This is a genomic window from Candidatus Erwinia haradaeae (assembly GCF_900698985.1).
In the GTDB taxonomy this organism is placed as follows: domain Bacteria; phylum Pseudomonadota; class Gammaproteobacteria; order Enterobacterales; family Enterobacteriaceae; genus Erwinia_E; species Erwinia_E haradaeae_B.
The window spans coordinates 891,403-907,226 of record NZ_LR217730.1 but is presented as its reverse complement, the minus strand read 5'-3'; the positions used below and the strand labels follow the sequence as shown (position 1 = coordinate 907,226).

Annotated in this window: 8 protein-coding genes and 1 pseudogene; 4 read left to right on the top strand and 5 right to left on the bottom strand. The window is 28.5% G+C overall.

Translation table 11 applies throughout. The features are described from left to right. Positions 1-419 precede the first annotated feature (419 nt). Positions 420-2,072, bottom strand: a pseudogene (gene metG / locus ERCIPSPA2889_RS02855) (methionine--tRNA ligase); the annotation flags it as partial. Between the two features lie 868 nt (positions 2,073-2,940). On the opposite strand from metG, the gene trpS reads away from it, so the two are divergent. The 4 genes from trpS (at position 2,941) to ERCIPSPA2889_RS02835 (ending at position 7,724) form a co-directional block, all read left to right on the top strand. After that, positions 2,941-3,945, top strand: a complete 1,005-nt coding sequence (gene trpS, locus ERCIPSPA2889_RS02850; protein ID WP_157989328.1) for a tryptophan--tRNA ligase — start codon at positions 2,941-2,943, stop codon at positions 3,943-3,945. Between the two features lie 1,381 nt (positions 3,946-5,326). Then, a complete protein-coding gene (rpmB, locus tag ERCIPSPA2889_RS02845) occupies positions 5,327-5,563 on the top strand; it encodes a 50S ribosomal protein L28 (protein WP_157989327.1) in 237 nt (78 codons plus the stop codon). Positions 5,564-5,579: 16 nt separating this feature from the next. After that, the gene (rpmG, locus tag ERCIPSPA2889_RS02840; protein ID WP_157989326.1) at positions 5,580-5,747 is read left to right on the top strand and encodes a 50S ribosomal protein L33; all 168 of its coding nucleotides are present in this window, start codon (positions 5,580-5,582) and stop codon (positions 5,745-5,747) included. Between the two features lie 990 nt (positions 5,748-6,737). Then, positions 6,738-7,724, top strand: coding sequence for a DNA polymerase III subunit delta' C-terminal domain-containing protein (locus ERCIPSPA2889_RS02835; protein WP_157989325.1), 987 nt, complete (start codon positions 6,738-6,740; stop codon positions 7,722-7,724). A gap of 678 nt (positions 7,725-8,402) precedes the next feature. On the opposite strand, the gene lptG is transcribed toward ERCIPSPA2889_RS02835, so the two are convergent. From lptG to alaS, 4 genes are all read right to left on the bottom strand, one after another. Next, complete coding sequence (gene lptG / locus ERCIPSPA2889_RS02830; protein ID WP_157989324.1) at positions 8,403-9,494, bottom strand: LPS export ABC transporter permease LptG; 1,092 nt, start codon at positions 9,492-9,494, stop codon at positions 8,403-8,405. Continuing rightward, complete coding sequence (gene lptF, locus ERCIPSPA2889_RS02825) at positions 9,487-10,602, bottom strand: LPS export ABC transporter permease LptF (RefSeq protein WP_157989323.1); 1,116 nt, start codon at positions 10,600-10,602, stop codon at positions 9,487-9,489. Before lptF ends, lptG begins: the two co-directional genes overlap by 8 nt. Before the next feature lie 1,110 nt (positions 10,603-11,712). After that, positions 11,713-11,898 carry a carbon storage regulator CsrA gene (gene csrA / locus ERCIPSPA2889_RS02820; protein WP_157989322.1) on the bottom strand — a complete coding sequence of 62 codons (186 nt, stop codon included), beginning with the start codon at positions 11,896-11,898 and terminating at the stop codon, positions 11,713-11,715. Between the two features lie 479 nt (positions 11,899-12,377). Beyond that, positions 12,378-15,011 (bottom strand): alanine--tRNA ligase, encoded by a 2,634-nt coding sequence (alaS, locus tag ERCIPSPA2889_RS02815; RefSeq protein WP_157989321.1) that lies wholly within the window; start codon positions 15,009-15,011, stop codon positions 12,378-12,380. Positions 15,012-15,824 lie beyond the last annotated feature (813 nt).

Here is a 15,824-nt window from a genome sequence, read left to right as displayed (position 1 = left end):
TAATTAACTATAGTTCAGCTATTTATAGATATCAGAATATTGTTTTACTTGAAGATTATTGGATTTTGTCAGTTAGTGACTGTATCCTATCTTATAGTAGAAGTATCAAGTTATATTTCTTAGTGTCTTAGAATAATGTATAAAATATTTATACTTTGTAAGATTGTTTTGGTAATCTTTTTTATTCAATTTGATATCTTTAAACATATTATAGGGATTATTTTATAAAAAATTTTAGTAAAAATATACCTCATAATATAATACTAGTTATACTTTTATTATAAAAATAACACTATATTAATATATGATTTATCATATATAGTATATATGATATATACTAATTTACTTTAAAATAAAATATATCATATATTTAATTTTATTAAAAATTAAGGTATTCACACTGTATGTTATAAGTTATATTTTTCTCCTTTTTTTAAAGTAGCATTCAGGTTATGGATTTGTTGGGTCTCGATGCGAGAATATAAAGTTTTAAATGTATTAATATGATGATTTAATAAGGGTTGATTGATCTTATTCCAGTTTAGTGAATAGTTTAAAAAATTCTCGGATCGTCTTGCAAGCGCAGGCATGACTGGTTTGAGCCAGTTCATGAGTACGTAGAATAGATTAATACCCATTGAACAAACAGATTGTAAGTCAGACTCTCTACCTTTTTGTTTTGCTAAATACCATGGTGCTTTTTCATCAATATAACGATTTGCAATATCAGTAAATGCTATGATGCTACGTATAGCACGATTAAATTCACGTTTATCAAAAGCATCACCAATGTCAGTAGATGCGTTCACGAATGTTGTATAAAGATTAGGATCAGGAATAGTAGAAGATAACTGTCCCGAAAATTGTTTGTTTATAAAAGATGCTGTGCGTGAAGCTAAATTAACTACTTTGTTAACAATATCGCTATTTACACGATGCATCATATTTTCAATATTTAGATCCACATCCTCAATATTTGATGATATCTTTGATGCATAGTAATATCTCAGACTATCAGAATCAAAGTATTTTAGCCATGTTTTAGCTGTAATAAGCGTGCCTCGTGATTTGGACATTTTAGTGCCATTAACTGTGACATGCCCATGTACAAAGAGATTCGTTGGAGTACGTAGTTGGCTGGCAGAAAGTATAGCTGGCCAAAATAGACCATGAAAATAAATGATATCTTTACCGATAAAGTGGTAAAGGTTGGCTTTGGAATCGGTTTTCCAAAAAGACTCAAAGTCAATATCTGTACGTTTTTGGCATAAGTTTTTAAATGCAGCTATATAGCCAATAGGTGCATCTAACCAAACATAAAAGTACTTACCTGGTGCATTTGGAATTTCAAAACCGAAATATGGTGCATCGCGTGAAATATCCCACTGCTTAAGACCGGCGTGAAACCATTCTTGTAGTTTACGGATAACTTGTTCTTGTAAAACTCCTGAATGAATCCACTGTTGTAAAAAATTACTAAATTGCGGTAGATCAAAAAAAAAGTGCTCTGAATTACGTAAAATAGGTATAGTACCAGATAATACAGATTTTGCATTAATTAATTCAGAAGAGCTATATGTTGCAGAACAGACTGCGCAATGATCACCATATTGATCTAATGATTGACAGCAAGGACAGGTCCCTTGAACAAAACGATCAGGCAGAAACATACCTATTTCGTTATCATATAGTTGAGAGATCACTCGAGTTTTTATAAACCCGCTATCTTTTAAACGCGTATAGATATATTTAGAAAAATCATAATTTTCTTGACTGTGAGTAGAGTAGTAATTGTCATGGCTAATTTCAAAATTCGAGAAATCTGTTTGATGTTCATGATGTATATGCGCAATCATCTCTTCTGTTGGAATTCCTAATGCTTTAGCTTTTAGCATAACTGGCGTACCATGTGCATCATCAGCACAGATAAAATATACGTTTTTACCTCGTAGCCTTTGATAGCGCACCCAAATATCTGCTTGTATATGTTCGAACATATGACCTAGGTGGATGGAGCCATTGGCATACGGCAAAGCACATGTTACTAATATATCCTTTGTAACTGTAGTCATAGTAAAAATTTTATCCACTTTAAAAATATAGATAGGAGGTTCAATACTAATTAGTTGTATTGTACTACGTACATCATAATCCTGACATAAGTAGATATGTTTTTAAATTGTCTTATTATAATGCAATTATACAGCTTATTTATACAGCTTATTTATACAGCTTATTTATACAGCTTGTTTGTACAGCATTCAATGATTGTAATCGGGATAATCATATTTTATAAAAGTTTAGTAACATATACAGAGCTTACATGATATTTATAAGAATAATATATGGATCCTATGATGCATTTAAAAAGAATGCAAGAGATAGCTATACATCACAGATTTTAAATTATAGCGTCTGATCATATTACAGTAAAATATGCATGCAGTAACTATACTGATAGTAAGTTATGTTAAAATGTTGTGATTTTTTTAAGGATTAATGCATCTAATCAGGGCATAATAAATTATTAGAGAATTTTTGTTTCCAGTAGTTTTACTAAAATATTTTTACTGAAAGATTATATGTTATGTTTATTGATACGTTAAGTGTATGTAAATTAAGAATTTTTATGACGAACAATACTATAGTTAAGTGACTCGTAAATATATAATGACTATTATAGATTAAGATCTAAAGGTTATTTAGTACATATTAGGGTTAGCTATTTTTTTGGAAATCTTAATTAGCATTATCCATTATGTAATATTAGTTATTAGAAATGTAGGTTAAACGGAATCTCAAACTAATAAAAGAGATTCTGAATAGTATGATATAAGTATATTTTTATGTGTTTTCTGGAAGAATCATGTGATTATTAAGAATAAGTAGTCTTTTATACTTAAAATACTAGTAATGAATAAGTAAATATTAGGCAATTATATGAAAAAACCTATTGTATTTAGCGGTGCAAAACCGTCCGGTCAGTTAACTCTCGGAAATTACATTGGCGCACTACGTCAGTGGGTTCAGATGCAGGAGAAGTATCATTGTATGTATTGTGTAGTTGATTTGCACGCACTTACTGTACGACAAGACCCAAAATTGTTACGTCATTCTATCTTAGATACAGTAGCACTGTATTTAGCGTGCGGTATTGACCCAAAAAAAAGTATTATCTTTGTTCAGTCACATGTATCGGAGCACGCTCAGCTTAGCTGGATTCTAAATTGTTATACTTCTTTGGGTGAGTTAAGAAGAATGACGCAATTTAAAGATAAATTAGTGAGCTATCAAGAGAACATTAATGCTGGTTTATTTAATTATCCAGTTCTCATGGTAGCTGATATTCTTTTATATCAAGCCTCAAAAGTACCGATTGGGGCAGATCAAAAACAACACTTAGAACTAAGTCGTCATGTAGCTAAGCGTTTTAATAGGTTATATGGTGATATTTTTCAAATACCTGAACCAATATTTCCACAGCTTGGTGGGCGCGTTATGTCACTATTAGAGCCATCAAAAAAAATGTCTAAAACTGATCATACTCTAGGTAATATTATTACGCTTTTAGAATCCCCTCAATCAGTTATCAAAAAAATTAAACGCGCCATTACTGATAACGACTATCCTCCAATAGTCCGATATGACCTTCAGAATAAGCCAGGTGTTTCAAACTTATTGAGTATTTTATCAGTTATAAGTAACACTCCTATCACAGAATTAGAGATCATGTTCCATGATAAGCAATATAGTGATCTTAAAGCTGTAACAGCAGAAATGGTTTCTAATATACTTATTAAATTTCAGGCATTATATTATGATTATCGCAAACATGAAGATTTTCTTTTACAGGTGATTCAAAAAGGGGCGCAAATAGCGCGCAGTGAGGCTCAAATAACATTACAAAAAGTGTATCATAGTATTGGTTTAATTACCGAATTTTAAATGATTTTTTTGATTTTTGTGAAAATTCTGTGTTTTTTTGATTATGTGATAGTTATTTTTTTTTAGTAAATTAAGATGTATATCTAAAATAATTATTAAGCAGTAAATTATATGTTTGATAAAATCAAGTTTTTTAAAATAAGTGACCTAAAGGATATACTGATGAGACATGTCTGAGTTTATTGCTTATGTTTATTGTGCGATAATATCCAACATTATAGTACAATTTGATAAGATTAATAAATCTTATTATTTTGATTATTGTTTTTATATAGATTATTCTAAGATTTTATTATATAATATATTATTTTACATGAGTGAAATGTCATTTAATGATAATTAAATTATTAAATGATATTATATCTATAATGATAGATATAAAAAGTTTATTATTATGTTTTGAATAGATAGTCGGCAGTGTTAAGTTAGAAAATAGTTTGTACTAGTAATTTACTTTCTACATTCCTAGAAAGAATATATTAAATAGCGTTTTTTTCTTCTTGATAGGTTATATAATAAAATATTAATCTATAACTAGTTTAGTATTGATAGATTTTTTAATATTGATAGTTTTCCAGTTTCTATATAAAGTGCAGTAAGACTGAATAGTTCTAAAGCGCAGGTGAAATATTCAAGATTTCGTCTAGTTAAAGTTTTTATTTTAATTAATCTAATCGATTTTAATTAAGATCGTTCAAATTAATTTTTTATTAATCAATATGATTATCTGCTATAAAAATTTTAAATTTTTGACTATATATCAAGAATATTATGTATTTTATGTTCATGGAAACATTTAGTCATTGTAAGTATCTTATTAAGGCTATTAAAAGTGTAAAGTATTCATTTTATTATTACACTTTTAATATAATATCATTTATATTAATTTTGTCATGTGATTATATACATGTATTATAATTGTAGAATACTATTACTATATACTATATAGTAATTATTCTAGAGAGTATCATTGTAGATGAATGTATTATAAAAAATAATATTTTTATTATTGTTTTGCTTTTTTATTATATGATCTTTTATATTAAATAAAATTTATTTTATACAAATATGAAAGTTTAATTTTATTAATATTAATTATAGATTCAGAATTTATTGTTAATAAATACAGATCAATATGATACAAATCATAAATTTATTACAATTAACACTGAATCAATTTTAGTTTTTCTTTTTTGTTGTATTATAATATCTTAAAAGTTTTTTTATTATAAATAGCTTTTTCTAAAGATGTTGTAATCAAAAATCTTTTAAAGAAGTAGTACATTATAGATCCTGCGAGTGAGGATAGTAAAATGTTTAAAACTTAATATAGATTTATTAATCTATATTAAGTTTTATTTAGAGCTCTGGAGATATCAATATGTCACATGTCTGCCAAGTTACTGGAAAGCGTCCTATGACTGGACATAATCGTTCACATGCAATGAATGCAACGAAGCGTCGTTTTCTACCAAATCTGCACTTGCATCGCTTTTGGGTTGAAAATGAAAAACGTTTTATTAAGTTACGTTTATCTGCAAAAGGTATTCGTATTATCGATAAAAATGGTATCGAAACAGTTTTGTCTGATTTGAGACGATACGGTCATAAGCATTAATAGAGGGGTTGTCAATATGGCAAAAGGTATTCGCGAGATAATTAAGATGATTTCATCTGCCGATACAGGTCACTTTTATACAACTACAAAGAATAAACGTAATAAGACTGAAAAATTAGAATTAAAAAAATTTGATCCAATAGCACGTCAGCATGTGATTTATAAAGAGGCTAAAATTAAATAATGAATTAATCATAATTTATCATTATTTAATAGCCCTTAATAAAAGATTAGCGGACTTTATCAAGTATATAGATAATATATTTCATGTCTAAAATTATTATGTCAGTTTTTATGTTTTTTTATATACAAACATATATGTATATTTTTATATGATAATACCATATATAGAGTGTCATTGAGGCACTATAGTGAATTTAATCAACAAAAAATTTTAGGTTTGTGGGGATGATTTGTTAATATAAAATTATAGGTTAGAGTATTTAATATGATTGGATAATCTGATGTTAGATGGCAATCTGACTAATATTTTAGGTATAGCACTTTAGGAGGATATGTATCTCCGATTGGATTTAGCTCTGATTAAGATAACATTAGCTGTTTGACTTGAACTAAATTTTCAAAGAAAATCCTTATTATAAATTATAGTATATATTATTTTAATAAATTTATATTCATCATATATGAAGCTTTATTCTTTATTTAAGGCTTCATTTTTAATGAGATAAAAAGATATAATTAAATTATTAAAAATTCAATAAAGATAGTGAAAAATTCTTCATAATTACATAATTATATTATGTATGATCCGCGCATAATTTATCTACATAACGATTATAGCAATTACTAATCAGCCAAAGGTTATAAGATTGTTGTGTGTATAAAAAAAGTGATAAGTGATCACTAGAAGCTACAAGACTTCAAGATAGCAATAATTCAGTAAAGATCTAATGTTTTATATAGATGGTGTATTCTAGGTCTTTGTTAAAGTTTTTAAAGTGATGATGTGAGTATAATATTATACTAATTTAGAAAGAAGTTACATAGTTTTCAGTACTAGATGTTTGACCAGTAGAGATGAGCTTAGTATTCTCCAATTATCATCATTTTAGTCCACGTAATGAATATACTATTTTTATTATAGTTATGGATCAGTATAATGTAATTACATTTATAAAATATAAAAATCAATTAGTTAAAGATAGGAATAGTAATGTACTGGTACCCTTGGTTAAATTATAGTTATCGTCAAATACTTACGCAATATATATTAAATCGTGGGCATCATGCACTATTGATTCAATCTGTACCTGGAATAGGCTCCAAATCCTTAATTGGAGCAATAGAAAGATGGTTGATGTGCCATCAACCAAAAGAAATAAAAAGTTGCGGAAAATGCCGTTCCTGCAGGTTAATGCTTTCTGGGAATCATCCTGATTCATATCATCTAGAATCTCAAAAAGATCAGAATACTATTGGTATTGATAGTATACGCTATATCAAAGAAAAATTATATAATCATGCTAGTTTAGGGGGCGCTAAGGTATGTTGCTTATTAGAGGCGCATCAATTAACGGACTTTTCGGCTAATGCATTATTAAAAGTTATAGAAGAGCCACCTGCTAATACTTGGTTTTTGCTTTATCTGCGTGACTCTGAGCATCTGTTAGAGACATTACGTAGTCGCTGTATTGTATGGAAATTAACTGCTCCTGATAAAGAGTTAAGTCTAATGTGGTTACACCGTCATTATCCTGCTGATATTCAAAAATATAGTCTAGCACTTCGTTTATCTTTCGGAGCACCAGTTAAAGCGTTAGAATTATTATCAGAGCCATGCTGGCAGCATCGTTTACAGATGTGCAATGCTTTCTTTAAAGCCATTGACGGTGATCTTTTAAGTTTATTACCAATATTAAATCAGAGTAATGCAATTAGATGCATCGAATGGTTGTGTTCTCTATTGCTTGATGCAGCAAAGTGGGCTCAAGGTGCAAAACAGTTTATTAGAAACGTGGATCAGACATCATTAGTGATTGATATTTCAAAATGGTTACCAATAAATATACTTAATGATAGTATGCACCAATGGATAATTTGTCGATATAGGTTATCAACAATTTTAGGAATAAACTGTGAGTTATTGTTAACAGAGCAATTACTGCAGTGGGAATCTGATATTGCTTATAATAAATATTAATGACTTCAATTATATAAAGATATATTGTGTAATATATCAACTAAAGAAAATGATATAGCAAGAATTATATATAAAGAAATTTTTAATAATGCTTTAATTCAGTGCAATAAATAAGAAATATTTTTTGTATAGATAGATTATATTTATTTTTATAAAGGAAATATTATATAAGTCTTGTGTGATGATAATTAGCTTAATTTAACATTAGAATATTTCTTAGAGTATATATTTTTATTAGATCCATACCACTATAAATAATAATTATCATGATTAAGTTTGATTTATAAAGAATTTTTATCTGATACGATCAGTAAATATTATTGTAGCAATTTTTAGCAATTAGAGCAATTTATATAGCCAGTATGTCACTTTGGGCTATTACGGTCAGTAAAATCAAAAAAAATAATATTAATATGAAAAATTGATAGGTAAATTTTATTACTACATAAAATATAAATAGTATTTTTTTGATATATGCAGAATGATATATAGTAAACTATATTTACATGAGAAGCATTTGGTAGCACTTTATAACACTATTCGATTATGATGATTATATAATAGAATTAATCAGTTTTAGTTTTTTATATTAAAGGTCCTATATAAGGTTATATTTTTTATGTCAACCTATTTTAGCAAGATCAGAGAAGGGGTGTTTTATTATGTTTAATATCTTTTCTACGATTTCCATGTCACTAACATGACAAGACTAATAGTAAAAAATATTATACTAGGAAGTAAAGCACCCAAGATAGGGGGGGTGTGACAGATTAAACTAAGCAATCCAAAAATTTGATTTAGAACATAAAATAAAAAACCTAAAATAACACCTACCACTATTCTGATGTTCATTGCTGCATATTGCAATGGGCCAAAAAGGAATGATATTGCCATTAGCATCATTACTATTAAAGATAATGGATCAAAAATTTTTCTCCATAGATTAAATTTATAACGTATACTTATTTGGCCGGTTTGTTGAAAATATTTTGTATAACTATATAGTCCTCTAATAGATAATGTCTCTGGATTAAGAGCAAGAACTTGTAGTTTTTTAGGTATAAGAGAAGTATGCCAATTTTGACGCAGTGTATAAGTATGTTTAATTTGTCTTATATTGCTAAAATCAGATTGATCAACTTGCTCTAATATCCATAATTTTTTATTTGTGTTATATTTAGCAGATTTTGCATGTTGTATAATTTGCAGAGGTCTGTTTGTGTCATAACTTTTACCAAAACAGTAAATAGTAATGCCAAAAATATAATTAGGTCTATAAATATTTTTAATAAACACAAAATTTTCATTATCTTTGGCCCATACTCCGATATGATTAAGATGCAGTGTTGTATTTATTAGCTTGTTATCTCGATAGTTATGTGCTATTTGCTCTCCTAGGGGGGAAATGAATTCACTGACAATCATCATAATAAATATAAGAGGAATAGTGATTGTCATTACTGATTTTGCAATTTTTATGCGAGTAAAACCTAATGCTTGCATTGCAATTAGTTCTCTGTTTTGCATAAGAGCGCCTAAACCTATTAACGCTCCTAGTAGTGCCCCCATTGGAAAAAATAACTCGATATCTTTAGGTATGCTAAGAATTGTATATATAAGAGCACCAGATGCAGTGTATGTTCCTTGTCCTATTTTTCGTAATTGATCGACAAACTTAATTACACCAGAAAGAGATACCAATACAAATAGTGTTGCAAGAATATTATAAAATATTGTTTTAGAAATATACTTATCAAGAATACTAAACATTTAGAATTCTATCTTTTCGGATAAATTGTGCACGAAATCGACGGATCAGCATAGTATCCCACACATTTAATGTTATACCTATACTTAAATAGATAAGATTAATTAACCACATCGAGATCGCAGGATTTAGAAAACCTTTTTTACCACTAGACTGCATTAAGCTTTGTAGCAAAAAGAAGATGAGATATAAAAGAACTGCTGGTAACATTGATAGTAAACGTCCATGTTTTGAATTGACTCTGCTAAGCGGAATAACAATTAATCCCATAACAAAAACTGAAAATACAAGTGTCAAGCGCCAGTGCAATTCACTATGGTAGTCAGGTTTTTTTATATTAGAGTGCCATAGAATAGGAAAGCTCATTTGTTCGGCATTGCAAATTGTTTGGTTAATATGTGGCGGGTAAATTATTGCTTGATAATTTTTAAAATATGTAATGCGAAAATCAGAAAGTAACGCAGTGCCCTCAAATTGTGCCCCGTTATTTAGTGTGATTATTTGAGCACCATCTTTCCTGCGATTAATTTGTCCGTATTCTGCAGTGATAATGTAAGGGCGATTGTGTTTTGTTTGTTGTAATTGTATAAGAAAAATTTTTTTAAAAATATTATTTTTGATCTTCTGAACAAAGAATACTATGTTTCCGTCAGCTGATTTTTGAAACTGCCCTGGAATTAATGATCTCGCGCTAAGAGTCATTTTTGCGTTTTGTATGATCGTATATTGATATCGTGCAGACCAGGGCCCTATCCAACCACTGTTAATAGATGCTATTAACATATTTATAAGTATGATTCCCATGGAAGCTTGTATTAGCACGCGCTTCTTTAGACCACAAGCATGCATAACGATGATCTCGTTATCAGTGTATAGCCTACCTAGTGTGATTAAAATAGCTAAAACTAAACTTAACGGTAGGATTAACTGTGCCATGATTGGTATACCAAGAGCCAATCCTGTAATGACTATATTAATTGGAATATCATTTTCTACTGCAGATCCTAGTATTTTGACTAATTTCTGACAAAAGAAAACTAAGAACAGAATAAATAAAATAGTTATTTGGGTTTTTAGTATCTCCCTAACTAAGTATCTAACAATAATCACGCGAACAATGCTTATAAAAAATGGTTTTTATTAAAAAAAATTTTAGTGTCATTTTATATATTTTTGTGCACCTCTTATTTTAGAATAAAATTATAGAATGTTATGTGTCGTCATAAGGTATAATTTTTAATAAATTTGTTAGATATTTAGATAATGGTCTTAATAAAAATATTAGTACGAGCATCTATTAACTGCGTAACATAAACATTTTTAAGATTACAAAAGACCAGGACAGTGATAAATTTTGCTCAAAATTATCGGTATTATTATCGTATAATGGAGCAGAATCGCAGTTATGTATGATTTTAATCATACCAAGCATGTTATTATAAGTAAGGAGTTATAGCTTAGTACATGCCCTGTATAAAAAATATTTTTATTAAATTTCTATAATTTAATAAAAACTATTCTTTTTAGTGACTTTATTTTAAGATCGTAAGATCTGAATTTTAATTAATATATATTTTTAACTATGTTTTTATATGAAAAATAGAATTTTTAAGTTCATATAAGATATAATATTATATTATATATAATTATAGTGGATATTATAATTTTTAATTATCTTAGCATTTTAGTGCATAAGTAGTATAATATCAGCTATTGGTTTAGATTTTTTAGTATGATATGATATAGATCATACAATGCTTTATTTTATTAGGAATACCCCTTATTAAATAAATCTCTAATTTATGAAATTTATATATTATGAAGAAGAGTATATGTATATATACAATTATATAATTTATTAAAATTAAGATAAATAATCTTATCATATACTATAGCTAATAGTATACTATAGTATAGTATATTTTATGGTGAATATATAAAGTTTTAATTATAAAATGATATTGTTATAGCTATATAACTAAGATTTTTTAATAAAAATAATTTAATAAATAGTAAATTATATTTTTATAATCTTTTTATTTTACTGTCATTGAATACTTATTGTAAATTATTTTTATTTTAATTTTTTTTACATTATTCTAACAAAATTATGATATATATCATATAAATTTAATAAATCATATGATATATATCAAGAAAAATAGTTGTATAACAAATACTATTTTTTTCAGATCATGCTGATACTGAATAAAAAATATATTAATAAATTGTCTGTTGTGCTTTTTCTGCTTGTATACGCTGATAAATTTCTTCACGATGCACTGAAATTTTTTGAGGAGCGTTAACACCAATACGTATTTGATTACCTTTGACTCCTAATACAGTAACAGTTACTTCATCACCGATCATTAGGGTTTCACCAACTCGACGAGTTAGAATAAGCATTGTTGTCTCCTAAATAGATTAATATAGTGGTCGTACTGGGTTCGAGAGTTCTAGGAAAATATTAGAATACTATGTTATATGCTAATTGAGACACTATAGTCTTAAATGTATACTATACTACTTTCTTTTATATTCTTAACATTAAATATAGATAATAATCTATATTATACTCTTAACCATAGATATTATGATCTTAAGTTTCTTAGGATGATTTAAAGCATGTTTTTCTGAGTGTCGTGATAGGTTTTTGTATAATAACATATTTATTATACAGTATATTCTCTAGGTTCATTTTCTATTTTACTGAATATATCGTGCGCCTTATAACAATCTGATTCATGCATTTTACATAACATAGTATTTTTTAGATAACATTACATTCTAAGTAAGAGAAAATTTTATGATAATTAACCAGGGTTATTGAAACAAAAAAATAAGCATACTTCTTTAGTTGATGTACAAATAAAACCCTCATAAGATTATTTCAATCTATCTGATATCCATGATTTTACGTTAGCTAAAGCTGTAGGTAAAGCTTGTATATTTATACCAGTGGCTTGTGCTAGATACGGGCTACCACCGCCTTTTCCGTTAACCTGGTTTGCTAGATATTCCAAGAGATGAGTGGCCGTAATATGATGTATAAGATCTTTAGTTACACCAGTAATTAGAGAGATCTTGCCATTCGAAATAGTCGCTAATACAATAATCGTTGACTCTAAGTGATATTTGAGATTATCGACAAGGATACGGAGCATTTTAGGTTCTAAAGTTTTTATATGGTTAATTATTATTTGAGTATTTTTTATTTTTATAGATTGCTTTCTCAACAACAAGCTTTCTTGTATTACTTGTTGGTGTTGTAGTTTTTGTAATTGTTTTTCTAAAATATGTGTATATTCTACAAGAGAGCTAACTTTTTTATATAGATTACAGTGATTAGATTTTACTAGTTGAGAAATTTTTGATAATATATCATATGAATAGTGTTTATGTAATAATGCTTCTTCTCCAGTGACGGCTTCAATGCGTCGCACCCCTGATGCACTTCCTGATTCAGAAGTTATATGAAAAAGTCCGATATCGCCTGTACGATGAGCATGCGTCCCCCCACAGAGCTCTAGAGAAAAGTCATCTATTTTTAGAACTCGAACATATTGATCGTATTTTTCATTAAATAAAGCCATAGCTCCAAGATTTATGGCTTTATTTAGTTCCATTACGTGTGCTTCAATAAGTAAGTTTCGACGGATTTGTTTATTAATTATTATCTCTACTTGACGAGTTTCTTGCTGTGTCATTGGTTGATCATGTGAAAAATCAAAACGTAAATTTTGTGCAGTAATTAGCGATCCTTTTTGTGTGACTTTTGGCCCCAGAATGAGGCGTAAGGCAGCTTGCAATAGATGAGTCGCCGAATGGTTGAGGCGAATACTTTTTTGATTTTTTTCATCAACTTGCGCTAGAACAGTCTCACCCTTACTGAGTTTTCCATGAGTGAGCGTACCGATATGGCCGATAGCTTGAGAGTATTTTTTTGTATTTTTGATTATAAAATGAGTATCATTATGCGACTTGAGAGTACCGATATCGCCAATTTGTCCACCACCTTCAGGATAGAATGGTGTATAATTAAGAATTATAATTCCATCTTGCCCAGAATAGATAGTATCTACTATTTCTTCATTAACAATAATCATAGAAATCATCGCATGTAGCTGTAAGAAATCATAACCTTTAAATTTTGATTTATGAGTGATATAGAGTATATTATTAGAATTAGTATTAAAACCGCTTGCCTTTCTTGCTCTCTGGCGTTGTTCTTGCATGGCAAGCGTAAAACCTATTTTGTCTATGGTTATATGACGCTCGCTGCATATATCTTCAATTAATTTTACAGGAAACCCAAAGGTATCGTATAAGCGAAAAACCGCCTCACCATTAAGTATATTACCTGATATTTGTTTCAATTCTTGATTTAGTAGAAAAAGCCCTCTTTTTAGTGTTTTTGCACATTTTTCTTCTTCAGTTTTTAAAACTTCTTCTATTTTATCTCGATTTGTCTTAAGAATCTCTGCAGCTTCATGCATAACATGAATTAATGGAGATACTAGTTTAAAAAAGAACCCTTTTTGTGCGCCTAACGTGTATCCATGACGTACAGCTCGGCGAATTAGACGACGTAATACATAAGAGCGGTTCTCATTTGATGGTAACACACCATCTGCAATAAGAAATGCACATGACCTAATGTGATCTGCAATAACATGTAATGACTGATCATGAATTTTAGTAGTGCCTGTAATTTGCATAATGGATTTAATTAATGTTTTAAAAAGATCAATATTATAATTTGAGTGAACATTTTGAATAACTGCTGCAATACGTTCTAGTCCCATTCCTGTATCAACTGCTGGCATTGGTAGAGGTATCATGGTACCATCAGACTTACGATTAAACTGCATAAACACAAGATTCCATATTTCAATATAACGATCTCCATCTTCTTCTGTGCTACCTGGTAGCCCTCCTGGAATATGATCACCATGATCGAAGAATATTTCAGAGCATGGACCACAAGGGCCCGTTTCGCTCATTTGCCAAAAGTTATCTGAGGCATAGGGACCGCCTTTATTGTTACCGATTCGAATAATACGCTCAAACGGTAGCCCAATGTTTTTTTCCCAAATTTTAAAAGTTTCATTATCCTCTGCGTATACCGTGACTAATAGTTTATGCTTTGGTAGTCCGAACCATTTTGGGCTAGTGAGTAATTCCCAAGCAAATGATATTGCCTCTTGTTTAAAATAATCACCAAAGCTAAAGTTTCCAAGCATTTCAAAAAATGTATGATGACGTGCAGTGTAGCCTACCTTTTCCAGGTCATTATGTTTACCACCGACTCTCAAACAACGTTGAGCAGTAGTGACGCGAGTATATTTTGGTGTTTCTTGTCCAAGAAAAATACTTTTGAACTGATTCATGCCAGCATTAGTAAATAATAGTGTTGTGTCATTAGGTAATATTAATGGACTACCAGTCATAATCTGATGTCCCTTACTATGGAAAAAATTAAGAAATTCTTGACGAATCTGTGCAGTGCTTTTACTCATATTTATTCCAGATGATATTAATGCATATTGCGAAATGTATTGTGTATTTTATAATAATAAAAATATGATGCAAAATGAAACCTTGTGACTTAAGTTATATCGAATATTTAATCAGAGCATTACAAGGTTTAAAGTAGTAGATACATTATATAAGATGAATGCATATGTGTTTTAAAAGTCTATATGTGTTATATAAAATTTTTAAATTTTTTTTTAAAAAAATAGATACATGTATTTAAGAAACAACAGATCGTTACTGTATATCAAACATAAAATAATATTTTTAATTAAGTATGCAATGAATTAAATAATATATCTATATTTAGATATAATAGCATAAGATATATAAAAAAATCTCTACAATAGATTATATCTATGTATTATATTTTATATGTATAGATACAAGAACATTTCTTAAGAATGGTTAAAGCACTAGTTTTATTTAAGTATATCTTATGTATAATTAATAAATTAATGCATAATTCCAACGATATGAGTGAATATAATAGTTTAATTATAGCATATAATTTATTGATTAACCATGTGTCATAAATAAATATCTTTTTAATAAAAAAAGAAGTACAACATTAAAAATAATATTATTTTTACTAAATTTAAATATGATAGAAATCATATTTAAAAAATTTAATGGGTATTTTAAAAATATAAAATAAATGTAATATAAGAGTTATAAAATTGATCTATATGCGACATCAAGCTGAGTATGTTAGATATTTTTATGAATTCGCTAGATCCAATGGTAAAATGTAGACATATAGCGCTCTGTTGTTGGAGAAAGACCTAATAAAATCT